Source organism: Candidatus Palauibacter polyketidifaciens, from assembly GCF_947581785.1.
GTDB classification, from domain to species: Bacteria; Gemmatimonadota; Gemmatimonadetes; order Palauibacterales; family Palauibacteraceae; genus Palauibacter; species Palauibacter polyketidifaciens.
The window spans coordinates 41,322-66,195 of the sequence record NZ_CANPVO010000011.1 but is presented as its reverse complement, the minus strand read 5'-3'; the positions used below and the strand labels follow the sequence as shown (position 1 = coordinate 66,195).

20 protein-coding genes and 1 pseudogene are annotated in these 24,874 nt (G+C 69.3%); 14 read left to right on the top strand and 7 right to left on the bottom strand.

Annotated elements, in window-relative coordinates; genetic code table 11:
* Positions 1 to 413 (bottom strand): annotated as a pseudogene (locus tag RN729_RS02005) (hypothetical protein); the annotation flags it as partial.
* A 662-nt stretch (positions 414 to 1,075) separates the two neighbouring features.
* On the opposite strand from RN729_RS02005, the gene RN729_RS02000 reads away from it, so the two are divergent.
* From RN729_RS02000 to RN729_RS01990, 3 genes are read left to right on the top strand one after another with little or no spacing between them, the layout of a single operon-like run.
* Complete coding sequence (locus tag RN729_RS02000; RefSeq protein WP_310781958.1) at positions 1,076 to 2,788, top strand: amidohydrolase family protein; 1,713 nt, start codon at positions 1,076 to 1,078, stop codon at positions 2,786 to 2,788.
* The gene (locus RN729_RS01995; protein ID WP_310781957.1) at positions 2,785 to 4,209 is read left to right on the top strand and encodes an amidohydrolase family protein; all 1,425 of its coding nucleotides are present in this window, start codon (positions 2,785 to 2,787) and stop codon (positions 4,207 to 4,209) included. The genes RN729_RS02000 and RN729_RS01995 overlap by 4 nt, the downstream gene beginning before the upstream one ends.
* Positions 4,206 to 5,570, top strand: coding sequence for an amidohydrolase family protein (locus tag RN729_RS01990; protein WP_310781956.1), 1,365 nt, complete (start codon positions 4,206 to 4,208; stop codon positions 5,568 to 5,570). Before RN729_RS01995 ends, RN729_RS01990 begins: the two co-directional genes overlap by 4 nt.
* Before the next feature lie 29 nt (positions 5,571 to 5,599).
* Here RN729_RS01990 and RN729_RS01985 read toward each other — a convergent pair whose 3' ends face one another.
* Positions 5,600 to 5,950, bottom strand: a complete 351-nt coding sequence (locus RN729_RS01985; RefSeq protein WP_310781955.1) for a peptide chain release factor-like protein — start codon at positions 5,948 to 5,950, stop codon at positions 5,600 to 5,602.
* A gap of 84 nt (positions 5,951 to 6,034) precedes the next feature.
* Between RN729_RS01985 and RN729_RS01980 the strand changes: the two genes are divergently transcribed.
* Both RN729_RS01980 and RN729_RS01975 read left to right on the top strand, forming a co-directional pair.
* Complete coding sequence (locus tag RN729_RS01980) at positions 6,035 to 6,625, top strand: PH domain-containing protein (RefSeq protein ID WP_310781954.1); 591 nt, start codon at positions 6,035 to 6,037, stop codon at positions 6,623 to 6,625.
* On the top strand, positions 6,615 to 8,246 hold the full coding sequence (locus RN729_RS01975) for a PH domain-containing protein (RefSeq protein WP_310781953.1): 1,632 nt from the start codon (positions 6,615 to 6,617) through the stop codon (positions 8,244 to 8,246). The genes RN729_RS01980 and RN729_RS01975 overlap by 11 nt, the downstream gene beginning before the upstream one ends.
* A gap of 22 nt (positions 8,247 to 8,268) precedes the next feature.
* On the opposite strand, the gene RN729_RS01970 is transcribed toward RN729_RS01975, so the two are convergent.
* A complete protein-coding gene (locus tag RN729_RS01970; protein WP_310781952.1) occupies positions 8,269 to 10,515 on the bottom strand; it encodes a TlpA disulfide reductase family protein in 2,247 nt (748 codons plus the stop codon).
* Positions 10,516 to 10,722: 207 nt separating this feature from the next.
* On the opposite strand from RN729_RS01970, the gene RN729_RS01965 reads away from it, so the two are divergent.
* Entirely contained in the window at positions 10,723 to 12,270 is a 1,548-nt protein-coding gene (locus tag RN729_RS01965; RefSeq protein WP_310781951.1) for an ATP-dependent DNA helicase RecQ, read from the top strand.
* A gap of 2 nt (positions 12,271 to 12,272) precedes the next feature.
* On the opposite strand, the gene RN729_RS01960 is transcribed toward RN729_RS01965, so the two are convergent.
* A complete protein-coding gene (locus RN729_RS01960) occupies positions 12,273 to 13,361 on the bottom strand; it encodes a carboxypeptidase regulatory-like domain-containing protein (protein ID WP_310781950.1) in 1,089 nt (362 codons plus the stop codon).
* Positions 13,362 to 13,494: 133 nt separating this feature from the next.
* Between RN729_RS01960 and RN729_RS01955 the strand changes: the two genes are divergently transcribed.
* The 7 genes from RN729_RS01955 to RN729_RS01925 all read left to right on the top strand — a co-directional run bounded on the left by RN729_RS01955 (position 13,495) and on the right by RN729_RS01925 (position 21,957).
* A complete protein-coding gene (locus tag RN729_RS01955; RefSeq protein WP_310781949.1) occupies positions 13,495 to 14,019 on the top strand; it encodes an isoprenylcysteine carboxylmethyltransferase family protein in 525 nt (174 codons plus the stop codon).
* Positions 14,020 to 14,048: 29 nt separating this feature from the next.
* Positions 14,049 to 14,861 carry a hypothetical protein gene (locus tag RN729_RS01950; protein ID WP_310781948.1) on the top strand — a complete coding sequence of 271 codons (813 nt, stop codon included), beginning with the start codon at positions 14,049 to 14,051 and terminating at the stop codon, positions 14,859 to 14,861.
* A gap of 97 nt (positions 14,862 to 14,958) precedes the next feature.
* Complete coding sequence (locus RN729_RS01945) at positions 14,959 to 15,408, top strand: RidA family protein (protein ID WP_310781947.1); 450 nt, start codon at positions 14,959 to 14,961, stop codon at positions 15,406 to 15,408.
* Between the two features lie 10 nt (positions 15,409 to 15,418).
* Positions 15,419 to 17,422: a pyrroloquinoline quinone-dependent dehydrogenase gene (locus RN729_RS01940; protein WP_310781946.1), complete on the top strand. Its 2,004-nt coding sequence runs from the start codon at positions 15,419 to 15,421 to the stop codon at positions 17,420 to 17,422.
* A gap of 175 nt (positions 17,423 to 17,597) precedes the next feature.
* Positions 17,598 to 18,626 carry a hypothetical protein gene (locus RN729_RS01935; protein WP_310781945.1) on the top strand — a complete coding sequence of 343 codons (1,029 nt, stop codon included), beginning with the start codon at positions 17,598 to 17,600 and terminating at the stop codon, positions 18,624 to 18,626.
* A gap of 23 nt (positions 18,627 to 18,649) precedes the next feature.
* A complete protein-coding gene (locus RN729_RS01930) occupies positions 18,650 to 19,726 on the top strand; it encodes an HmuY family protein (protein ID WP_310781944.1) in 1,077 nt (358 codons plus the stop codon).
* Positions 19,723 to 21,957: a TonB-dependent receptor gene (locus RN729_RS01925; protein WP_310781943.1), complete on the top strand. Its 2,235-nt coding sequence runs from the start codon at positions 19,723 to 19,725 to the stop codon at positions 21,955 to 21,957. Before RN729_RS01930 ends, RN729_RS01925 begins: the two co-directional genes overlap by 4 nt.
* Before the next feature lie 19 nt (positions 21,958 to 21,976).
* On the opposite strand, the gene RN729_RS01920 is transcribed toward RN729_RS01925, so the two are convergent.
* Entirely contained in the window at positions 21,977 to 23,149 is a 1,173-nt protein-coding gene (locus tag RN729_RS01920; protein WP_310781942.1) for a M20/M25/M40 family metallo-hydrolase, read from the bottom strand.
* Positions 23,146 to 23,430, bottom strand: a complete 285-nt coding sequence (locus RN729_RS01915; RefSeq protein ID WP_310781941.1) for a hypothetical protein — start codon at positions 23,428 to 23,430, stop codon at positions 23,146 to 23,148. The genes RN729_RS01920 and RN729_RS01915 overlap by 4 nt, the downstream gene beginning before the upstream one ends.
* Before the next feature lie 132 nt (positions 23,431 to 23,562).
* Between RN729_RS01915 and RN729_RS01910 the strand changes: the two genes are divergently transcribed.
* A complete protein-coding gene (locus tag RN729_RS01910) occupies positions 23,563 to 23,985 on the top strand; it encodes an OsmC family protein (RefSeq protein WP_310781940.1) in 423 nt (140 codons plus the stop codon).
* A gap of 13 nt (positions 23,986 to 23,998) precedes the next feature.
* Here RN729_RS01910 and RN729_RS01905 read toward each other — a convergent pair whose 3' ends face one another.
* Positions 23,999 to 24,787 (bottom strand): carboxypeptidase-like regulatory domain-containing protein, encoded by a 789-nt coding sequence (locus tag RN729_RS01905; protein ID WP_310781939.1) that lies wholly within the window; start codon positions 24,785 to 24,787, stop codon positions 23,999 to 24,001.
* Positions 24,788 to 24,874 lie beyond the last annotated feature (87 nt).

Genomic DNA, 24,874 nt, shown 5'->3' with positions numbered 1-24,874 from the left:
ATCGTCGCTTCGGGATAGCGCCAGACCGCCGCGATCGTCCGGTTCGGCAAGTCCCGGGTCGGAAACACCACCCCACCATCCGCCATCGATACTCCCCCCGTCCCGATTCGGCCGCTGTAAGGTTGCTCCCCTACGGAGTTGCCGTCCCGTTTGGAGAAGAGCTGTAGCAGGTTACGGCCGCCTCCGGCACCGACCACGATTGAATCGCCCAGAATGAAGGCGGTCGAGATGGCGCGAAACTCTCCCGGACCGTCCCCGGGACGCCCGTAGAACTGCCGCAGGTTGCCGTCCCGTGCGTACCTGAGGATCCGGTTCTCGAAGAAGTCCGAGATGAAGAAGGAGCCGTCGGCCGTGTCCACGACTAAACTGAAGGGATTACCAAGATAGAACCGATCATTCTCGTCGAGGAGCACGCTATCGACGATGGCGACTGCGGGTCCGGCTGTGACACGGTCGCCCGCGACACCCGGGTCGCTTCCACATCCGACGGCCACAAGCGCCGCGAAGGCGGCGTAGCGGCTGCGCGTCCGTGGATCGTTCTTCGGTGACCGACGAAGGGAATCACCCCTCTCGGGTTCAGGATCGGTTTGGGCTTGGCGAGTCGGGGAGCCGAGGCCGAAGATGGCGCAGGCGGCCAGTCTTGGAATGCTCAGAGCGGGGCCTCGTTGGCGACGAGGTCGGGCATGACCGACTTGAGCCGATGCATATCGTATCGGCCGGAACGCGAGAGACGCTCCCAATCCTTGAGGAAACCCCGGCTAAAGTCCATGCGGCGCGGTGGCCGCGCCCGCTTACCGGCTGCCGGCCGCTTCAAGCCCATCCGAGCCTCCTGTATCGTGTTTGCGATATAGGGTGACTGCATTGCCGCATCCGGGCAACCTGAATTCGCTCCGGCGATCGGGTTGACCGTAGGATAGCGCCCGCTGGACCCGGGCGGGCGTTGACCGAGTGGGTGACTGAACGGAGATTCACGCAGGCGTGTTATGAAGGACGTGGGGGGGCTTTCCACCGCGATGGACCCCTGATGGATCCGCGTTGGACCCCTGATGGACCCTCTGGGAAGGATGTGCCTCTGATGAACCGAACCGCACTCGCGCGCCGGCTGGCGGGCGGGGGGGTCCCGGGCCTGCTCCTCGCTTCGCTGTCCGGCCTCGCCGCCCCGGCGCCCGCCGACGCGCAGTACATGCCGAGCCAGGCCCCGGTGCCGCCCCCGTTCTTCGCCCTCCAGAACGCGCGCATCGTGACCGGCACGGGCGCCGTCATCGAAAACGGCACCGTCGTCATCGCCAACGGCCTCATCGAGGCGGTCGGAGCCGATGTCGAGGTCCCCGGCGACGCTTGGCTGATCGACGTCTCCGGCCTGACCGTCTACCCCGGCCTGTTCGACGGGCTGTCCCGCATCGGGATGGCTGCGCAGGCCGGCAATCCGGGAGGCGGCGGCGGGGGCAACCCCTTTGCCGTGCTTGCCGAGCAGGCGAACCGGCCCCGCACCGTGGGCCCCGAGGACCGTCCGGCGACGAACTCCTGGGTGAACGCGGCCGACATGCTTGACCCGGACTCCGATGAGATCGAGACGTGGCGGAGCGGCGGGTTTACGAACGCGCTCGTGGCTCCCGATGACGGGATCGTGACGGGGCAGGGCGTGGTAGTGAACCTCGCCGGCGACGAGCAGGAGATGGTCGTGAAGGCGCCCGCCGCCCTCCGCGTGACGATGAGCGGAGCCGGCGGGTTCCGGAGCTTCCCGGGCTCGCTCATGGGCGTCATCGCCTACATCCGACAATTGTATCTGGACGCGGATCACAGCGGGCAATACGAAGCGCGCTACACGGCCGACCCGAGCGGCCAGCCGCGGCCCACCTACGACCGGGCGCTCGGTCCGATCCAGGACGCGATCGCCGCAGGGTGGCCGACCGTGATGCCGGCGAACGAGGTGCGGCAGATCCGGCGCGCGATCAAGCTCGGGCGCGACACGGGCGCGCGGCCGGTCCTCCAGGGCGCGCACGAGGCGTACGGACTCGCCGACGAGATCGCGTCGGCCGGGGTCCAGGTGCTCGTGAACGCCGACTGGCCCGAGCGGAACCGCGATGCGGATCCGGAAGCCGAGGAGTCGCTCTCGTCGCTGAAGCGCCGCGCCTATGCGCCGACGACGCCGGCCCGGCTCGAGGAGGCGGGCGTCGAATGGGCCTTCTACAGCGGTTCGGCCGGGAGCCCCCGCGCGATGATGGAAAAGGTGCGGACGGCGATCGACAACGGGCTCTCCGAGGAGGCGGCGCTGGAGGCGCTCACCGCCGCGCCCGCCCGCATCTACGGCGTGGACGCGATGCTCGGCTCCGTCGAGGCGGGCAAGATCGCGAACCTCGTCGTGACCGACGGCCCGTTGTTCGATGAGGACACCGACGTCCGGATGGTGTTCGTCGACGGTCACAGGTTCGAGGAGGAAGCGCCCGAGCCGCGGCCGACGGAGCCCCCGGCGGTCGACATGAACGGCACCTGGCTCCTCTCTCTGAACAACGACTCGCAGGAGGCGACGGCCGAACTCGAGGTTTCGGAGGACGGCACGATTTCCGGCGTCATCCAGGGCGAGCGCGGCGAGCAGCAGATCACCGACGGCTGGGTGAGCGGCAACGAGTTCAGCATCACGGTCTCCGCCACGATGGGGCCGGGCATGGACGTGGAGATCGTCTACACCGGCACGGTCGAGGGCGATTCGATCGAGGGGAACGCTTCCTTCGGTGGCATGCGCAACATGGACTTCACGGGCACGAGGCCCGGAGGAGGTGTCCGATGAGACATCCGATGACACGGGCTGCCGAGCGAGTCGGAGCCGGATGCCTGGCGCTCGGCTTGGCGTTCGCCGTCGCGCTCGCGGCCCCGGGCGGGGTTGCCGCGCAGGAGCAGCCGATCCTCATCACGGGCGCGACGATTCTCACTGCGGCGGACGCCGGGCGGATCGAGGACGGCGCCGTCCTGTTCGAGAGCGGGCGCATCGTGGCCGTCGGTCCGGCCTCCGAGGTGGATGCGCCCTCCGACGCGCTGGTCATCGACGGCACGGGCAAGTACGTCACGCCCGGCATCGTCGATGCCCACTCCCACATCGCGGCCGACGCGATCAACGAGGGGGCGGTCTCCGTCTCCTCCATGGTTTCGATCCACGACGTGATCGACCCGACGGACATCGCGATCTACCGCGAGGCGGCGGGCGGCACGACGACGTCGCACGTCATGCACGGGAGCGCGAACCCGATCGGCGGCAACAACGCCGTGATCAAGCACCGTTGGGGCGCGGACGCGCAGGGCCTCCTCTTCCAGGGCGCGCCGCCCACCATCAAGTTCGCGCTGGGCGAGAACCCGAAGCGGGCCGGGAGCCCCACCCTCCCCGGCCAGGAGGCGCGCTATCCCGCCTCCCGCATGGGGGTGATGGACGTGGTCCGGCAGGCCTTCATCGAGGCCAGCGAGTACAAGGCCGAGTGGGACACCTACCGGGCGCGCGTGGCCGACGGTGACCGCGACGCGATCCCGCCGCGCCGCAACCTGACCATGGATCCGCTCGTCGAGGTCCTCGAAGGCACCCGCTACGTGCACGCGCACAGCTATCGCGCGGACGAGATCCTGCAGCTCATGCGGGTGGCCGAGGAGTTCGGCTTCCGCATCCACGTGTTCCAGCACGTCCTGGAAGGCTACCGCGTGGCCGACGAGATGGCGGAGCACGGGGCCCACGCCTCCACGTTCTCCGACTGGTGGGCCTACAAGATGGAGGCCTACGAGGCGATCCCGCACAACGCCGCGATCATGACGCAGCGCGGCGTCAACGTCTCCATCAACTCCGACAGCGGAGAAGAGGGGCGGCACCTGAACCAGGAGGCCGCCAAGACGATGAAGTGGGGTGGCCTGAGCGAAGCCGAGGCCCTCGCCACCGTCACGATCAACCCGGCCTTCCAGCTCCTGATCGACGACCGCGTGGGTTCGCTGGAGGCGGGGAAGGACGCGGACATCGTCCTGTGGGAGAACTATCCGCTCTCCTCCTACGCCCGGGTCCGGACGACGTATATCGACGGCGAGGTGGTGTTCGACGTCGACGCGGACATGGCGATGCGGGTGGAGATCGCGGCCGAGAAGGCGGAGTTGCGAGAGATGCTCGGCGAGGCGGACGAGGGCGACGACTCGGATAACGAGCGCGAGCCGGGGCGGCAGCCCGGAGGTGAACGATGACACGCATGGTGAAGTCGATCGTCGCGGCGGCGGCCGTCCTTGGGGCCGTCGGACTCGCCCTGCCGGCTGAGGCCGCCGCGCAGGACGGCGGCACGTTCGCGGTGCAGGGGGCCACGATTCACACGGTGGCCGACGGAGTGATCGAGGGCGGGACGATCGTGATCCGGGACGGCCGCATCATCGCGGTCGGAAGCGATGTGGATATCCCGGCGGACGCCGAGATCATCGACGGGGAAGGGAAGCACGTCTTTCCCGGCATGATCGATTCGTTCAGCTCGCTCGGGCTCACGGAAGTCGGGGCCGTCGCGGTGACGAACGACTCGGGCGAGCTGGGGCGCTGGAACCCGCATCTCAACGCGCATACGGCGATCCACCCCGCCAGCGAGCACATCCCGGTCGCGCGCGCGAACGGGATCACGCACTCGATGGTCGCGCCCGGCGGGGGAGGGCGCGGCTTCGGCGGCGGAGGCTCCGGCATTCAGGGCCAGGCCACGCTCGTCCACCTCGACGGCTGGACGGTGGAGGAGATGGAGATCGAGAAGACCGCGGCCATGATCATCGGCTGGCCCACGCTGTCGACGGGGTTCCGCGCCTTCGCCGGCTTCGGCCGCCCGGCAGGGGGTCGTTCCTTCCGGCGGGCGCAGGAGCGCTTTGACGAGGAAGTGGCGGAGATGGATTCGTGGTTCGTCGCCGCGGAGCACTACCGGCAGGCGGTGGCGTCCGGATCGAGCCGCGTGCCCCGCAACATCCAGCTCGAGCACCTGTCGCGCGTCCTCGACCGGGGGATGAAGGTCATCGTGCGCGCGAACGGATGGCGCGAAATCGAGTCGGCCATCGAGTTCGCGGAGAAATGGAACCTGGACCTCGTCATCGCGGGCGGAAACGGCGCGCGCGAGATCGCCGGCACGCTGGCCGAGAAGAACATCCCCGTGATCCTGGGGCCGGTGCAGCGGCTGCCGCAGGGCGAGGACACCGCGTACGACGATCCGAACACGCTCCCCGGCGTGTTGCACGACGCGGGAGTCGAGATCGCGTTCGCGACCTTCAACTCGTCCGACGCGCGGACACTGCCCTACGAGGCCGCGAACTCCGTGTCGTGGGGGCTCTCGAAGGAGGCGGCGCTGGAGGCGGTGACGCTGGCCCCGGCGCGCGTGCTCGGCGTGGACGACCGGCTGGGGTCGCTGGAGATCGGGAAGGTGGGGAACCTGATCGTGACCGACGGCGATCCGCTCGAGATCACGACCCGGATCGAGTGGGTGTTCATCAAGGGCGTGCCGTCCGACCTGGACAACAAGCACGACAGCCTGTGGGAGGAATACAGGAACCGGCCGGCGCGGCGGGTGACGACGACGACGACCTGACGCGACCGGGGGCGTTCAACCCGCGGTGGCTACTCGTCGGACTCGGGACGGCGCCGCTGCCTCTTCGTGAGGGAGCGGCGCCGTTTCTTTTCCAGCCGCTCCTCGCGGGAGGCTCGGGTGGGCTTCGTCGGGCGGCGGGGTTGCGGCGTGTGCTCGCGTTCGCGCAGGGCGGCGCGGAGCCGCTCCAGGGCACGGGCCCGGTTGCGGTGCTGGCTGCGGGACTCGCGCGCGGTCACGACGATGCCGGTGGGACGGTGCGTGAGCCGGACGGCCGACTCCGTCTTGTTCTGGTGCTGGCCGCCCGGACCTCCGGCCCGGAACGTCTCGACGGTGCACTCGGCGAGCAGTTCTTCGTCGCTGCGTGACTCCGCGGCACTCACGGCTGCCTCCCTCGGATCACCGGCCGGTTCCCGCCGGTCCGGAGCGCCGACACGAAAACCGTTCGATCAGCGTAACTTGTCCACATGAACGAGTCGACGCACAGCATCGAGACGCCGGCAACGCCGGAAACGGCGGCGACGACCGATACGGCGGGCTCCGCGGAGACGGCGGCCGGCGGCATTGCCGACGGGGTGCGCCGTTCACTCAATCCGAAGGTGATCCCGCTGCAGCGCACGATCGGCGGCATCGTCACGGCGTGCGTCTCGCTCCCGCTCGGCATCGCGGTCGGCCTGCTGTGGGCCGCGGCCGGGCCGCCACCCGGCGTCGTGGCGGGGCTCGTGAGCGTCTGGGCCGTTGTCACGGGCGGGCTCGGCTGGTGGCTGTACCGGTGGCCCGTCCTTCACCACCGCCACGCGTCCTACGCCGTGCACCCGGACGGGATCGAGATCCGCAAGGGCGTGATCTGGCGGCAGGCGATCAGCGTGGCGCGCTCCCGCGTCCAGCACACCGACGTGTCGCAGGGGCCGCTCGAGCGGAAGTACGGCCTCGGGACGCTGGGCATCTACACTGCGGGCACCGACCACGCCAAGGTCTCCCTCGACGGCCTGGAGCACGAAACCGCGCTCCGCATCCGGGATCATCTCCTGCCGCCCGCGGGGGACGATGCCGTCTGAGGCGGCGGCGCCCGCCGGGGCCATCGAGCACCGGCTGCACCCGCTCTCCGTCGGCTTCTCGCTCGCAAGTCAACTCCGGCGGGCGATCCTGCCCCTGATCATCGGAGGCGCCTCGGCCAACTTCCTGGGCGTCGTGGAGATGCGTTCTGTCCTTCTCATCGGACTCATCCCCTTCGTGGTGGGTGCCGTGGTCCGCTACCTGACGTTCCGGTACTGGTACGAGGAGGCGGAACTCGTGATCCGGAGCGGTCTCCTGTTTCGGCGCGAGCGGCACGTCCCCTACGCGCGGATCCAGAACCTCGACGCCGTACAAGGCGTGTTCCACCGCGTGCTGGGTGTCGTGGAGGTCAAGCTCCAGACGGGCGGGGGACAGGAACCCGAGGCGACGCTGACCGTCCTCCCCCTGCCGGCCCTCGAAGCGCTGCGGGCGCGAGTGCGCGAGGGAAAGCGGGAGGCCGCCGGCGAGACGGCGGCTGCGGGGGACGCGGCGACTCCCGCCGTGGTGGCGACGAGTGCCGGGGAGGCGGCGACCGGCATACCCACCGAGCCAGCGGCGGCGGATCTTGCCTCGGCCGATTCCTCGGAGGGCCGCACGCTGCTGCATCTTCCCGGGCGCGAACTCCTGCTCCACGGCCTGCTCCAGAACCGCGGCATGGTGTTGATCGCGGCCGCCTTCGGCCTCGCGTGGGAACTGGGGTTCGTCGAACGGGCCTCCGATTGGGTCGCCGGGGAGCAGTCGTGGATCGGCCCGGCGGTCGAGGGCGCGGCGGCGGACGTGGTGGCGGCCGGCATCGTGGCGACCGTGGCCGCCATTTCGGTGCTGGTCGTCGCCTTCGTGATCTTCGCTCGACTGCTTTCCGTCGCCTGGACGCTCGTCCGCCTCCACAACTACCGGGTCGTGCGGTCCGAGGAGGGGCTGCGCGCCACGTTCGGGATGCTGACGCAGGTCGCCGCCACGATCCCGCTGCGGCGCGTTCAGACGGTGACGATCCACGAGGGGCCGCTGCAGCGCTGGGCGGGCCGCGTCGCCGTGGGCGTCCAGACCGCCGGAGGAAGCCAGGCCGGGCCGCAGGGGAACGCGGATCCGCACCGGCACCAACTCGCGCCGATCCTTCGGCGGGAACGCCTGCGCGAGTTCCTCCGGGAGGTGATCCCGGAGCTGGACGCCCCCGAGGTCAACTGGGAGCCCGTGTCCCCGCTCGCGTTCAGGCGCGTCGTGAGGGGAACGTGCTTCCTCGCCACGCTAGCGTCCGTTCCGATCTACTTCACCCTCGGCGCCTGGGGTGTTGCCTTCCACGCCGTCTTTCTGGCCTGGGCCGTGTTCTACGCGCGGCGCTACGTCGCCTGCCTCGGGTGGGCGCTAAAGGACGACATGGTCTGGTTCCGAAGCGGCTGGCTGTGGCGTCGCACGACCATCGCCCGCTACACCCGCATCCAGGTCGTGGCGCTGCGCGCGTCCCCGATCGACCGCTGGCGGGGTATGGCCAGCCTCCGCGTGGACACGGCCGGAGCAGGGGCCGCCTCCCACAAGGTCGAAATCCCCTACCTGCCCCTCGACACAGCCCGGCACCTACGGACGCTGCTGGCCGCGGAGGCCGCCCGAACCGCCTTCCGCTGGTAAGGGACCATCGCCGCCGGCGACGTCAGCGCGTGCCGTCGGCTTCGCGCAGGGCCTCGACGCGCCAGGAGAACTCTTCGTCCAGTTTCAGCGCGGTGCCGATCTTCACGAACTGTACGTAGCCCTCCCGGTCGACAAACCAGGTGGTCGGCCAGGCGCTCACGCCCGCGCGCGTCACGTAGTCGTCGTCGACGAGCACGGTGAAGTCGAAGTCGTTCTTCGCCAGGTAGTCTTCGATCACCTCGGTCGTGCGGTCGTTGCTGATCGATAGGACCGCGACCTCGGCGTCGTCGCGGTAGCGTTCGTCGAACTTCTGGTATTCCGGCATCTCGACGACGCACGGTCCGCACCACGTCCCCCAGAAGTGCAGCACGGCGATCTTCCCGTCGAGGTCCGCGGAGTCGACCATCTCGCCGTCGAGTCGAGCGAGCGTGAACGGTTCGTACGTCCCCGCCGCCTCCACCCGTGACTCCATGATCCGCTCGTGCCGCCGGATCCGGTCCCGCTCATCGAGCGTCGCGAGGTACTCCTCGATCCCCTCGCGGCTCCCGTTGCGGCTCTCATAGAGCGCTTCGAGCGCCGCCTCGTTCGGGTTTTCGCGCCGGCTGGCACCGAAGCCCGCGATGTAGGAATCCTCGGCCTGATCCAGCCAGCGCGCCGCTTCTTCCTCGTCCTGTCGCTCGGCCGCTTCGGCGGCCCGCTCCTCATACAGTTGTCCAATGTGGTAACGGGCCAAAGGATTCTCTCCCCAGAGGACGAGCGCACGTTCGAGCGTGTGACGCGCATCTTCACTTCGTCCGCCCTTGGCGAGGCCCCAACCCATCACGTCATGACCCTCGCTGAGAGCGGCACGGATAGCTTGGTCGAACTCCCCCTCCGTATCGAAGAAACTCCGCGTTTCCCGGTAGTAATCGATCATAGCCTGGAACCCTTCGCGGGCAATCTCGACCGCCTCGAGCGCGTAGGGTGTATGTTCGACCATCGCTCGCGGTGCCTGCAGATAGGTGATCCAGGGGGGCGTGCCCCTCGCGTTCGCGGCGAGGCCGCGCACCGCGTCGGCCAACTCTTCCGCCGGTACGGGGTCCATCTGCCGCAGGGCGTTGAAGAGATCGATGTATGCGCCGCCGGTGTACCTGTCGTTGTAGTGGGGACGATCGAGGAATTCGTGGACTGCATCGCGCACGCCCGCGAGTTGAGCCTGGTATTCGGGCGACTCCTGGCCATGCTCTTCGAGGATCCGGCGCCGCTCCTCCTCTGCGGCGCGCTGCCTTCCGACGTAGACCAACAGGGCGTGGCGGCTCTCCGGCTCCCGCTCGACGACCATTGCCTCCAGTTCTTCTGCGCGATCATCGTCTTCCAGATCGCGGTACATGCTTGCCATCACGGAGAGACTGCGAAGCGACTCGGGCGCCGCGTCGCGAAACTCCGCGATGCTGGCTTCCACCGCCGGGCGGCGCTCGTCGGTGGGTAGCGCATCCGACTCGAACAGAATCCACCAGTGCCACTGCCGGACGTCCACGGAGCCGGGTGCGAGGGCGACCGCTTGCTCGATCAGCGGCAGAGCTTCCTCGGGTCGATTGGCCCGGAAGAGAGCCTCGGCCGCCTTGAGATAGCCGTCGACATGGTCTGGCCACCGTTCCCGCAGTTCGGCGTACGTGGCGAGACTCGAGTCCGCCCACGTGGGATCTTCACGCTCGTACCGCGCCAGATTCTCCAGTTCGGCCCGTGCCGCGAGCACTTCGGCCGATCCCCCGATCTCCGGATCCAGAGTCCCGATGAACTCGAGGGCCGCATCGAAGTCGTCAGTCCGCATGGCACGCGCGTACGCGGCGGCAACCTCGGGGCGCGGAAGGGCCTCCCAGGCCCGGCGGCCGGGCTCGAGCGCGAGATCGGATTCGTACGCTGCGAGGTGCCCCAACGCCCGGATGTATGAACCCCAGGGGTTGTCGGGGTCATCGGAGAGGAGCACGTCCGCTTGCCCCTCCAGCTCCTTCGACAGCCGCCAACCCGCGAGCTGCTCCGCGTAGAGGGCCCGGAGTTCCGCGTCGTCCGGAGCGCGCGCAACCCACTGCTCTCCGAACGGCTTTCCGGCCGCGAAGGTGCGCAATCTGGTGTGGTCCCGGAGTGCGGCCTTCGCTGCTTCGAGTTCCTCGGCGGTGTAGTCGGGCGGAGCGGCGCCGTCTCCACATGCCCCAAGCAGCGCACCCGCGAACATGACCAGCGGAAGGAAGAGTCCGGCCTTCGGGCCGGAACGGCGGGAACGCGTCGACATCGCACACCTCCAGGGCAGGGACGTCCTTGGGTCCGACGAGGCCAGGTCTGACGTGGCCAGACTCCTCAAACTCTATCGACACTGAGACGGGTGAAAGGGTTCCCGCGCGCACGCCGGCGTCAACGCACGGCCTCGCAGAGGAGACCCGCTTAACGCCATTGAGGTTACGTTGAGCCCCCGGCGGATATCCGTCGTATGTTCACCGAGATGAGCGACCCCCGACCCCACGCCCCGGAATCCGTCCTGCGCGACGTCTTCGGCTACGACGAGTTCCGGCCGGGACAGGCGCACATCATCGACTCGGTCCTGGCGGAGCGGGACTGCATAGGCGTTATGCCCACCGGGGCGGGGAAGTCGCTCACCTTCCAGATTCCGGCCCGCATCATGCCCGGGACCGTGCTCGTCCTCTCCCCGCTCATCAGCCTGATGAAGGACCAGGTCGACGCCCTCCGCGACGTCGGGTTCCGCGCCACGGCGATCAACTCGTCTCTCGCGGCGGACGAGCGCCGGCGCCGACTGCGGGGATTCGAGCGGGGGGACTATGAACTCGTCTATCTTGCGCCGGAAGCGCTGGGTCCGCACATGCGGGAACGCCTGCGTTACGCGCCGCTTTCCCTGATCGTCGTCGATGAGGCGCACTGCATTTCGCAATGGGGACACGACTTTCGCCCGTCCTACCGGGCACTTCAGGGACTGCGGGACGAGATTCGCGACGGAGGCGCGGGGGAAAACGGACTGCCGATCCTCGCGCTCACCGCCACCGCCACCCGCCGGGTCGCGGCCGACATCATTCGACAGCTGGGGATGAGGAAACCCGAGGGATACAAGGGTTCCTTCTTTCGCTCGAACCTCCGCGTCGTGTGCCGAAAAAAGGGGGAGGGAAATACACGGGCCGAGATCCTCGGGCTTATCCGCCGCCACGCCGGGGAGAGCGGAATCGTCTACTGTCTGTCGCGAAAGTCCGTGGAACAGATGACCGAGTTTCTCCGCCGCGAGGGTGTCGACGCCGTTCCGTACCACGCGGGACTCGACGACGCCTCGCGGGCCGAGCACCAGGACGCCTTCGCCCGCGACGAGGTCGACGTGGTCGTGGCGACGATCGCCTTCGGGATGGGAATCGACAAATCCAACGTGCGCTTCGTCATCCACCGCGACATGCCGTCGGACATCGAGTCGTGGTACCAGGAGATCGGACGCGCCGGGCGCGACGGGCTCACCAGCGATTGCGTCCTCTTCTACTCGTGGGCGGACGTGAAGGTGCGCGAGCGGTTCCTCGCCGACATCGACGACCCCACGGTGCGCGAGGCGAAGCGCCGGGCGGCCGTCGACCTCTTCCGCCTCGCGGACCGAGACGTGTGCCGCCACCGCGGGCTGCTCGCGTACTTCGGGGAGGACTTCGATACGTGCGGCGAAGCGTGCGATGTGTGCGCGGGAATCGGCGTCGCCGATCTCGTGGACGTGCTCCCCGTGCTCAAGCGGAAGGCGCGTGCGGCGGACTCCCGGCGACCGGCTGCGGCGGGCGGGATCGACCGGTCACCGTCGGACCCCACCTTCCAGCGCCTCCGCACCCTGCGGAAGCAGCTGGCGGATGCGAGAGGGGTCCCCGCCTACATCGTGTTCAGCGACCAGGTACTGTGGGACCTGATCGACCAGCGCCCCGGCTCGCCCGAGGAGATGCTCCGGGTCCCCGGCATCGGCCCCGCCAAGCTCCAGCAGTACGGCGACGTGTTCCTCGACGCGCTGCGCGAGGGCTGATCTCAAGACTTCGTCCAGATCACGACGACGCCGCAGCGCGATTCCATCCCGACGAACTCGGCCGGCAGCTCGGAGGGGCCCAGGTACACTTCGACCCCCGCGATCTCGATCGGAAGAACGAAATCGTTGATGTTCGGTACGTCACCGCCCCCGATCCGACCCCTGCGGACGATGAGGCTGCCGTCCAGGTAGATGTTCATCAGGCAGCCATCGTTCGAAGAGATATCCGATATCCGGGTGTTGTACAGCCTGCAGCTGTTCTGCCGCACGCCGCAGTTCCGGAGTCGGATCCCCGGGATATCGGCGACCATCTGCGTGATCCGCAGGGGATTGCGGCGCTCGATGTCCTCGGCCGTGAAGAACATGCCGCCTGCGACCAGTTCGCCCCAGTATTTCCGCTCGTAGAAGCCCCTGGTCTCCAGTCGGCGAGACCGTAGCACGGTCGCGACCAGCGGCTCCAACTCCACCGGGTCCGGGACGAGACCGATCTCGATTTCCGTCGTGTGGCCGCGGGCCACCGCGACCGGATGGCGGAAGGGCGCATACCCGATGTGGCGTATGGCGATCTCGCGCCGGCCGACGGGGACGCCGCTGAGGACGAAGCGGCCCCGCCGATTGCTCGAGACTACGCCGGCGGCACCGAGGATGGACACCGCCGCCGCGGCCACGGGCTCATCCGTAGCGGCATCGCGGACACGGCCCACGAGCCGTCCGGTGCCGGCCTCCGAGAGCAGGAGCCGAAGCTCCACGTCGTGCGGCATCCCCGCTTCGAGAGCCACGACGGCTTCCGGGCTGGATGCGTCTCCGAACTCGGCCCAGAGCGTGGCCTCGCCCGCGTCCCGCGGAGCGCAGAGAAGCAAGTGTCCGTCCGTGCCGGCACTTTCCCGCACGGGTCGCCGCACCGCGTCCGTCCAGCGCAGGACCACGGTGGCTCCGGGGATCGGAATGACGCCGGACTCGTCCACCACCGAGACCCGGAGGGAGGCCCGGCCGTCGCAGTCGTCCATCGACTGGCCCTCCACACCGAGGGGGACGACAACCGGTTGCAGCGCGACCAGAACGGCCAGAGCCAACGCTCGTCCGTGATGCATGTCCGTCACTCCCGCGAGGTGTATAGCCCGTCCCGATGGAGGCGTGGCGAGGCTACGTTCCCGGATGCTGTCCGGAAGACGCCGAAATCACTCCCGGCGTCACATGGCCCCGATACCCGACGCCGAGGTCCGAATGATGAAGCGCCCGCACGCCGCAGCGTTGAAAACGATCCTCACGGCGATCGTGCTGTACGGCGTCTTCGTGGTGGGGCTCCCGGCACTCATTCTCCAGCGCTCCCAGGCGATCCCGCTACCATCGGCGGACATCGGGACTCTTCGCTGGCTGGGCGTTCCTGTGGCGGGATTCGGCTTCTATCTCTACCTGTGGGCGGCCAGCCGGCTCCTGCGGAGGCGGACATCCGCCATCCCCGGAATCGCGCCCAGCGTGCTCGTGACGGACGGTTGGTATGGACGCACTCGCCATCCGCTTCTCCTGGGCGTGGTCCTCACCCTCTTCTCCGAGGCCGTGTTCTTCTCATCCATGGCGTTGCTCGTCTACGCGCTGGCCTACTGGCTGTGGCTGACCCTCTTCGTCGTACGAAGGGAGGAGCCGGATCTCCGTCGGACGTTCGGCGATGCATTCGACGACTACTGCCGCGACATCCCCCGGTGGATTCCGGGAGCACGGCGGGACGCGCAGTCCCGCCGCTCCCGGTAGTGCAGCCGATGCCGGAGGTCTTTTTTCACGTGGGAGCCGGCCGGGCGGCGTCCAGGTGGCTGCAGGAACGGGTGTTTCCGCACTTTCGGGGCGTGCGCTACGTCCCGCGCACCCGGTTTCGGCAGAGCGCGAAGGTGGTGCGGCGGGGTGGAGACCTTCCCGTCCTCGTGTCCCGACAGCTCGGATACCGCGAGTTTACGCCCGCCGTGGAGTGGTTCGCGCGCCTGGCACCGGCGGCCCGGCCGATCCTGGTCCTGCGCCGCCATGATGAGTGGCTCCGGTCGGTATATCTCCGGGAGATCAAGGAACTGCGCTACGTCCCGTTCGGGGCTTTCATCGACATCGAGCGTGACGAAGGCGTCCGGCCGCAGTCCTCGGCCCTCTTCCGCGAGCGCATCCGCGTGCTGGAGGATCACTTCGAACACCGGCCGCTCGTCCTCTTCTTCGACCGGCTCGTCGCGGATCCGCGCGAGTTCGTCCGAACGATCGCGGACTACGTGGGCGCGTCGTACGACGAGACCGACATCTCGTTTCGCCCGTCGAACCGTTCCTATCGAGACCGGCAGTACCGGTTTCTGCGGGAGGTGCGTCGACGCTGGCCGGCGAAGCGGAGCGCGGAGCCTGGGCCCGCCGCCCTCCGATGGCTTCGGGTCCGGGGTCGACGGTTCGCCTGGCACGCGGGCGTGGCGCTCGGACGGGTGGTGCCGGAGCGGATGCTGAGTTCCGACGCGCTTCTCACCGAAGCTCAACTCGCGCGCTCCCGCGCCTTCTACGAGACGGACTGGCAGGCCTGCGTGGACTATGCCCGCCGACACAACCCGCGGCTCCTCGCCGGGGACTGACCGAACGCCGAAGGCGGCGAAGGACTCGCCGCATCCGATCGCGACCGCCAGATTTCCGCCCCTGCGATTCGTTTGCTGACGACACCCGGGAGGACGCATGCCCCGACTACGGTTCTTCATACCCCGCGCGGCCCCAGCCATGCTGGCCCTCGGATGGCTGACGTCTGGCCCGGCACCTGCCGCCGCGCAGGAGCGCTTTCCTGATCCGCCTCCGGAACACGGCCTGTACTCCGATGCCGTGCGGGTGGGGGATCTCGTCTTTCTGGCGGGCGTCGTGAACCGCGACCCCGACCCGGCTACGCAGTTCCGAAACACGTTCCGCCGGATCGGCGAGGTCCTCGAGGACGCCGGATCGAGCCTGGAACGGGTGATCGACATCACGACCTACCACATCGACATGCACGCTCACATCGAGGCCTTCATCGAGGTCAAGGATGAGTTCGTGCCCGAGCTCCCGTCCTGGACTGCCGTGGGAGTGACCGAACTCTACAGCCCGGGCGCCCTTATAGAAGTCAAGGTTATCGCGGCGGTCGATGAAGAGGGCTGACGGTCGACCCGTGACTCCGGCCCGGGCGTGCCGGCCCGTGCACTGTCTGGCTCTCGGGGTGGCGCTCTCGGGGTGCGCCGGCGAGGACGCGGCCAGCGGTATCGGCGAACGCCTGCCTCCGACGGCGGCGCACGCGGGTGACGCCTATGCGGGTGACGACTGGCCGGTGTACGGCGGCGACCCGGGCGGCCTCAAATATTCCGCCCTCACGAATATCGACCGCTCGAACGTCGCGGACCTCAAGACGGCCTGGGTGTGGGAGACGGGGGAGGAGCCGATTCCCGACGCGGCGAGCCCCATCCAGGGCGAACGCGTGGCGCCGGGGGCCTTCGAGGCGACGCCGATCGTCATCAACGACACGATGTGGCTCTCGACCCCCTACAGCCGCGTCGTCGCCCTGGACGCGGAGACGGGAGAGGAGTTCTGGAGCTACGATCCCAAAGCGTGGGAGTGGGGAAACCTCCACCGCGGCTGCCGCTTCTGTCACCGCGGAATCGCCCAGTGGAACGACGGAGGCGAGCGGAGGATCTTCCTGAACTCGCGCTGGCGGCTGATCGCGCTCGACGCCGCCACGGGCGAGCCGATCCAGAGCTTCGGGGACGGAGGCGAGGTCGACCTGACGGATGGGCTCGCCTGGGACACGAACCGGCTTCACATCTCCAACACCTCTCCCGCCGTCGTGTTCGAGGACATCGTGATCGTGGGCAGTGGCGTCCCGGACAACCGGATCTACCGCAACAACCCTCCGGGCGACGTGCAGGCATTCGACGCGCGCACCGGAGAACTGCTCTGGACCTTCCACACCATCCCCAAGGAGGGGGAGTTCGGGGTCGAGACGTGGGAGGACGAGTCGTGGTCCTACACCGGCTCGGCCAACGTTTGGGCGCCGTTCTCGCTGGACCCGGAGCGGGGCTTCCTTTACCTGCCCGTCTCCACGCCGAACAACGACTTCTACGGCGGGCACCGGAGGGGCCAGAACCTGTTCGCCGAGTCGCTCGTGTGCCTCGACGCGCGGACGGGCGAGCGTGTGTGGCACTTCCAGACCGTTCACCACGGGCTGTGGGACTACGACCTGCCCGCGCCGCCCGCGCTCGCGACGATCGAGGTCGGCGAGCGCGAGATCGACGCGGTCGTGGCGGTGGGGAAGACGGCGTTCACGTACGTGCTGGACCGAGTGACCGGCGAGCCCGTGTGGCCGGTCGAGGAGCGCGCGGTGCCGGAGAGCACGGTGCCCGGCGAGGTGCCGTGGCCGACCCAGCCGTTCCCGACGCGGCCCGCGCCGTTCTCCCGACAGGGGATTACGGAGGACGATCTCATCGACTTCACGCCCGAACTGAGGGCCGAGGCGCTGGAGGTGTTCCGCCGCCACCGGACCGGCCCGATCTTCACGCCGCCCTCGGTCGAGGGGACGATCATGATGCCGGGCCTCATCGGCGGGGCGGGGTGGGGCGGCGCGGCGATCGATCCCGAGAGCGGCCACATGTTCGTGAAGGCGTATGACGATCCCTTCCTGGCCCGTGTCGCCGAAGCGGAGCCGGGGGAGGGAGACGCGGACTATCTCCCGAACTTCGCGAGCACGCTCTCTGTGGCCGGCGGGCTTCCCATCCTCAAGCCGCCCTACGGCACGATCACGGCGATCGACCTCAACACGGGCGACCACCTGTGGCAGCGTCCGTTCGGGGACGACTCGGCGATCCGGGAGCACCCGGCACTGGCGGGACTCGACCTCCCACCGATGGGGGGCACGCCGCAGAGCCACGGCACGACGTCGGGACCGCTGGCGACCGCGGGCGGGATCGTATTCCTGGCGGGTGGAACTCCGTGGCTCGAGGCCATGGATGTCCGCGACGGAACCACGCTGTGGCGAGGGGATCTGGCCGGGGGCCTGGGGCGCGGCAACCCGATGACCTATCGCACCCGGTCGGGACGCCAGTTCGTCGTCGTCGCAACCTCCGCCGACGGACAGGTCGATTCGAAGCTGCAGGCCTTCGCCCTGCCGACTCCGGGGCGCTGAACGGTATCTTTGCCAACGTCCCTTCCGGCGCCCGCGGTCCCCGTTAGCCGCCGGGCCGTCCCCGCTGGCCGCCGGCCGAATTGCCGCTTGCCATCCCCCCCTCGCGACGTGCATCATCATTTGACGGTTCTAGTTGAGAATGATTCTCATTATCATTATTGACAAGGTTGAGCCGATGTTGAACGGATCACAGGCGCGCGCGCCGTTCGCCGCCTTCGGATTGCTCTGGATGTTGAGCGGGTGCGCCTCCGCAGGGGGGCCGCAGCCCACCGTCGAACTCACCTCCCGCCCGGAGCATCGGGGAGTCACGCTGGAATCGGTGCCACGTCCCGGGATCCTCGTCATGGCGCATGGGGGTGGGGCGGAGTGGAACGGACGGGTCGAGGAAGCCCTGCGGCCGCTGCGCGACCGGATCCCCGTGTCGCTCGCGCTGGGGATGGCTGACCCCGCGACGATGCAGTCCGCCCTGGACTCTCTCGCGGAAGAGGGCGTGAACACGGTGGCCGTCGTGAGGCTGTTCGTGTCGGGAGCGTCGTTCCTGCATCCGACGGAATTCCTCCTCGGCCTCCGTCCCGACCCCCCGGAGCGCGCGATGGTGGGGCACCGAATGGTGAGCGGGACGGAACTCGATCCCCTCGCGAACGGCAGCCGGATCCTGCTGGTGCGGGAGGGGTTGGGAGGGTCCGGCCAGGCGGCTCGCATCCTGGTCGACAGGGCCGCGACCGCCGGGATACCCCCCGCCCAGAGCGGCGTGCTGCTCCTCGCCCACGGCATGGGCGATGATGGCGAGGACCGACAGGTGCTCCGCTCCATGGAGGATGCGGCCGAGGCCCTGCGGACCGGCGGCTACGCCGAAGTCCACGTCGGGACGCTCAGGGAAGACTGGGCCGGCGCACGGGAGGAGGCGGAGGAGCGGATCAAATCGCTCGTCGCCGGAATGGGAGAGCGTTACCGGCACGTCCTCGTGGTCCCGTACCGCGTGTCCGGCTTCGGACCCTACGCCGACGTGCTGGAAGGTCTCGAGTACGTCGCCACCGAAGGCTTCCTCCCCCATCCCCTGATCACGGACTGGATCGCGGAGAGGGCGGCGGCGCGGTTCTGCGCCACCGGTCTCGTCTCACCGCTCGGACCCTGTTCAGCCTCCGCGGGCGGGCGGGCGCCGTCGCCCCCCCGCGGACAGTCACGAAACCTCGCACGGCGCTAGCTCTCGACACGGAGACGGACCACATGTCCAGAAGCACACTTCTCCCGGCGCGGATCCCGTTCCGCGCACTGATGATTCCACTCGCGCTCGCCGCCCTTGCGGCCTGCGAGTCGGAAGTCGCCGCCCCCGCCGAAGAGACGTTCGAAGAAGGGGTGCTCACGATCGACGCCTCCTCGCCCGTCTCCTTCGGCTACGTGAGTCTGACCGGTGGCGGGGCGCTCCCGAGCCCGGCGGACCCGGGTGGTTCCACAGCGTGGGACATGGCCTTCCGCAGGTTTTCCGTGCGGCTGAACGGCGGCGTCGCGGGCCCCGGCAGCGTCTCCGCGGTCAGCCTGGGGAACAACGCGGGGCTGACCGCGGATCAGGTCGCCGCGCTGACGCCGGAAGACGGCGAAGCGGCGTTCGCGGCGGTCACCGCCGCCGACATTCCGGCGGGGGGATTCGTCGAGGATGCCCTGGCGCCGGAGACGGGACCGTCGTGGTTCCGCTTCGACCGCCAGTCGGGCTCGATCATGGCGAACCCCGGCGCGGCCTGGAAGCTGCGAGAGGGTTCGGGGCGCGGATACGGCGTGATTCGCATGGTGGAGATCGCGATGCAGGGCGAGAGGCCCGTGGGCGCGACGATCCAGTTCCGCCGTCACGACCCGGGCGGCAGCCTCGGCGCGCCGGAAAGCCTGGCGCTGGACCTCACGCGCGGTCCCGTCTTCGTGAGCCTGTCGAACGGGATCGTGCGCGACCCCGCCGGTTGCGGCTGGGACGTCGCGACATCGCCCGAATTCACGATACAGGTGAACGAGGCCTGCGGCGCGGGAACCTTCCCGCTCGACCCGACGGACGACTTCACGGCGCTCGCCCGGGCGGACGACGCTCCGGATTACGCCGGCTTCCTCTCGACGATCGCCGGCGCGTTTCCGGCCACGGTGGGAGATGCGCAGGGCGCGTTCTGGTACAGCATCCGGCAGAACAATCGAATGTGGCCGACCTACAACGTCTACTTCGTCCGCGTGGGCGCGGAGGTCTACAAGGTGCAGCTCTTCGACTACTACAACGCGACCGGGGATTCGGGCCATCCGTCGGTGAGGTTCCAGCGGCTCCGGTGACGCCCGCGCTCGCGCGCCTGACCCTCAGCGCCGCCCTCGGACTGGGCGGCAGCCTGCTTCCGGCTGCGGCCGAGGCCCGGATACAGGCCGAGAGACAGGCCCGGACACAGGCTCAGGCGCAGGGTCGGATCTTCGACCTGGCGTCGGGGGCGGGGATCGCGGACGCCGAGGTGACGTGGCTCCCGGCTCGCGCCGCCGCGGGGTCGGCGGCTCCCGGTGCCGAGGGTTCGCCGGCTCGGGCTCCCCACCAGACCTCGGTACGCACCAACTCCGTCGGCGTTCTTACGCCGGACGACACCTGGGGGCCCGACGGAGGCATCGAGGTCTCGGCGCTCGGATACCTCCCGCGAAAGCTGGCCTGGGCGGACGCGGCGGCGGCGGGCTGGCGGATCGGACTCGAACGCGACCCGCTCGCCCTCGACGAGATCGTGGTCACGGCGAGTTCACTCCCGCGGCTCCGCTCGCAGATCGCCGTGCCCATGGAGACGGTGGAGGCCGAGGAGATCGACGCGGCCGGCGTGGCTTCCGCCGACGGGCTGCTTGCAGAGATTCCCGGCGTCCAGGTGACGGCCGGCACCCCGGTCGGCTCGAATCTCATGATCCGGGGCATCGGTGGCGCGCGCGTCCTCGTCCTGCTCGATGGCCAGCCGACCGCGGGCGCGCTGCTCGAAAACCGCGACCTGAGCCGCATGTCGCTGGCGGGCGTGGAGCGCGTGGAGATCGTGAAGGGCCCGTTGTCGTCCCTTTACGGCTCCGACGCTCTGGGCGGCGTCGTGAACGTCATCACCCAGCTTCCCGCCTCGGGGTTCCAGATCGATGCGCGCGCCGTGTCAGGCGGCGCCGGACGTCGCGAGGCGGAGGCGACGGCAAGCGGTGGAGGCCGTCTCCGGTACCGGATCACGGGCGGCTGGCGCCAGGAAGACCGGATCCCGGGGCTCGCCGATGGGGGGCGGAGCGCGTTCGCCCGCGTCTGGGACTTCCGGTCCCGCTTTCAGTTCAAGGCATCGAACGCCTGGGACCTCCTCGCCACCGCCACCTACCTCCGCGAGCGGCAGCGCTGGCCGGTGGGCGGCGCGTTCTCCGGGTTCAACGACAACGCGGGATTCTCGGGGTCGGTGGAGGCGCGGCGACCGCTGGGTGCCGGAACGTGGAGCGGAAGTCTCTTTCTCCAGGAATACGAGCACCTGTTCCGCAGCGCCCGTGGAGACGCCCCCATCGCCGATGAGGGTGACGACACCCAGTGGGAACGCCTGGCGAAGGGTGCCGCGGGGTATTCCGCCGTCCTGGGTGGACACTCCGTCGATGTCGGCTTCGAGGTCGCGAGCCGCGCGATCCGGTCGCCCGACAAGCTGGTCGAGGAGCGCGCGGCCGACCAACAGCTCGCGCTCTTCGCGCAGGACGCGTGGCGTCTCGGGGGGACCGTCGTGAGCGGGGGCGCCCGCCTCACCTGGAACGACCGCTGGGGCTCCAACCTCTCGCCGACCGTCGGCGTCACACGTCGCGCCGGGGAGCACGTGCACCTCCGCGCGGCGGTGGCCCGCGGCTTCCGGGCCCCCTCCTTCAAGGAGCTGGCCTGGAACTTCGTCAACGTGGGGGGCGGCTACGTCCTCCAGGGGTTCCCGGATCTGGATCCGGAGCGCTCGTGGAACATCTCCGGCGGGGTGGAATGGCAACCGGCGTCGACCCTTCGGATGGAAGTCGAGGCCTTCTCCAACCGCATTCGGAACCTCATCGAGCCCGGGTTCGTCGGTAATGCCGAGAGCGGTCTCCTCGTCTTCTCCCCGCGGAACGTCGCGGACGCGATCACGCGCGGGTTCGAGTTCAGCCTCCGGGCCGTCCTGGATCGCGCGGAGTTCACCGCGGGCTACGCGTACCTCGACGCGTACGCGGTCGACTCCGGGCTTCCGCTGGACCGGCGCGCCGCACATTCCGCGCGCGCCCGGGCGGCGTGGACCGCCGAGGCGCTCTCCGGGCTGCGGCTCGATGCCACGGCACATCTCACGGGCGCCGCGCCGATCATCGGAACCGGCGCCGACGGGAGCGACGCGAGGATCGGCACGCAGGAGCGGTTCGTGGCCATCGACCTGCAGATCTCCGTCGATCTCGGGCGGAGGCTCAAGCTCGTGGCGGGCGTCGACAACCTGTTCGATGCCCGCCCGGCGGGTTGGCAGGGGGCGATAGAACGGAAGCTGCGGTTGGGGCTCGCGGTCGAGGAGCTGTTCGCCCGCTGAGTCGACGCGCGCGGCGAGCTCAGCCGCAGTAGTCGGCGGCCGCCTCCGCGAGGATCTCGGCCAGCCTCGCGCACGATGCGAGGTCCACCCACTCCACGTCGGCGTGCGCGCCCTCGCCGGCCGGGCCGATCACGACGCTGTCGACGCCCGCGGCCTGCGTCAGCGCGGAGTCCATCCACGGAGAGTCTCCGATGACCTCCGGTGCGCTGCCCAGAACGGTGCGGGCGGCGCGCGATACGCAGGCCGCGACCGGCGCCTCCGGCGTCGTCTCGAAGGGTTCGCGGTGGAAGAAGGTCGACCAGGCGACCTCGAGCGACGGGTCCTCCGCGCGCAGGTCCTCGATGATGGCCGCGATCTCGGCTTCCACGGACTCCCGCGTCTCGGGCGGCACGGTGCGCCGCTCGACCCGGAGCGTGCAGCGCGGAGAGTAGGTGCTGATCCCGCTTCCGCCCTCGAGCAGCGGCGCGTGCATCGACGGGGGGCCGAGGAGGGGGTGCCCCGGCCGGGACTGGAGTTCTCCCATGAACGCCTCCAGCCGGTGCAGGATGCGTCCCATTCTCACGTTCGCATCGATGCCCTCCCGGTACCGGCTGCCGTGGGCGGCGCGCCCGCGCGTCGTGATCTCGATCCACGTGAATCCGCGGTGGGCCACGCACAGATCCAGCGACGTGGGTTCGGTGACGATCGCGGCGTCAAACGCGAGTTCGCCGCGTACGCGCCGTTCGAGCAGGTCCGCGGTGCCGAGGCTCGCGTATTCCTCGTCGGCCACGGCGGCCACGAGGACATCGCCTGCCAGGCGCGTTCCCGCTTCGCGGAGGAGTCGGGCGGCCTCGATGCAGGCGGCGAGCGCCCCCTTCATGTCGTAGGCCCCCCGTCCGTAGAGCCGTCCGTCCCGCAAGCTCGGCGAGAACGGCGCCTCCATGCCCTCCACCCCGACCGTGTCGTAGTGGGCGTTCAGCATCAGCGCCTGTCCGCTCCCCGCGCCCGCGAGGCGCCCGACGACGCTCGGCCGCCCCGCCTCGGGCTCGTACCGCGCCACCTCGAGGCCCGCCTCGCGCATGTGCCGCGCCGTGAGGCGCGCGATCTCCGTCTCGCCGGGCGCCCCCTCCACCAGCCTGGGGTTCACGGAGTTCGTGGCGACGAGATCCGTGAGGATGGTTGTGAGGTGCAGCGGGTCGGCGGAGAAGCTCAAGGGCTCGGGAGGCGCTTGATCTCCCTTCGCCCCGCGGCCACGCCGGTCCCGATCCCGATCCCGAACAGGACGGCCGTGAGCGGAGTGACGAATGGAAGGATCGCCGCCAGCAATCCCACGCCCCAGCCCGCGACCCCGGCCACGAGCGGAACCCCGCGCCGGTGAACGCCGTCCACGAAGCGCAGCCGTCCGCGCACGAACCTCTTCATCGTCACGTAGCCGCCGACCGAAGCGAAGCCCGCGATGGCGAGCCAGAGAAAATTCCCGATGAACTCGAACATGTCGCACCTCCCGCACAGCCTGTACGCCCTCCATCCCGGGGCGGTTTCAACGGTCCGGCAGCCGGTTTGCGACGGGCTGCCGACCGTGTTGTACTATGTTGCCGAAGTCCGAACCCAGCCACGGAGATCGAGATGAACAGGGACGGAATCCAGGTCCGGTGGGACGGCGGACTCAGGTTCAGCGCCGACCGAGCCGACCACGAGACGCGAATCGACGGGGACGAGGGCATCGCCCCCAGCCCGGTCGCCCTTATGGTGGAGTCCGTCGCCGCCTGTGCCGCGATCGACGTGGTGGTCATTCTTCAGAAGGGGCGCCAGGAACTCACCGGGCTCTCGGTCCGGGCGAGGGCGCGCAGGGCGGACGCGGCGCCGCGCTACGTGAAGGGTCTCCAGTTCGACTTCCACGTCTCCGGCGACGTGGACGAGGCGAAGGCCCGGCGGGCCGTCATGCTCTCCTTCGAGCGCTACTGCTCCGTCTACCATTCGCTCCGGAAGGATATGGAACTCGAATGGACGCTGACCCTCAACGGCGAGCCCGCGGGCGGACAGGACTGAGCGACCAGGGCCGCTATTCGAAGGGATTGGGAAGGTCCCCGGCCCAGTCCAGGAAGCCCGCGCCGCTCGGCGTCCACACGACGATCGCGCCGCAGGTCGAGCCTGTGCGCATAAATTCCATGGGCGTCTCGACCTCACGCTTGTAGACCTCGACCGCGCCCAGGTCGTCCCTCGGGAGGTCGTCGAACTGCATCCCCGCCTGGTACATCCCGTCCAGGTAGAGCGCCGGCGGACAGTTGAGCCGCGCGCCGTCGCCGAGGAAGACTTTCGCGATCCCGTATTCGATTCGGCCCACGGAGACGTTCGGCAGGCCGCGCAGGAGGTCGCTGGGGAGCCGCGGGTTGCGGTTGATGATGTCCCGCGGCGTGAAGAAGGTCCCGAATCCCCGTCCCCTGCGTTCGAGGAAGCCCTCGAGGTTCCGCGCGCGGCGGGTCTGGCGGACCTCCACGGTGAGATCCGCGATGCGAATGACGGTGCTCGAAAGGGTCAGGGTGACGCGTGTCGTCTGCCCGGGCTCGAGGTCGATGTGCGTATAGCCGGCTTCGTAGCCGATGAACCGGACCTCGATCGAGTCCCTGCCGGCCCAGGTCTGCGGGACCCGGAAGTTGCCTTCGACATCGGTGATCGCCCCGTACCCGGAGCCCATGAGGATCACGCGTGCCCCTTCGATCGGAAGCCCCGTCGAGGCGCTGACCACCTGCCCGATCAGCTCCGCCGTCTGCCGTTCCGTCTCCTCCTGCGCCACAGCCGCGCCCGGCGAACCCGCCAGCACGCCTCCGGCGACAAGGGTCAGTGCCGCCAAACGGGCGCTTATGCTTCCCGGCTCCAACGCACTCATGTCGCCCCCTGCTCGAATCCGGCTCTCTCCGTGACGCTTTCCATCATCCGC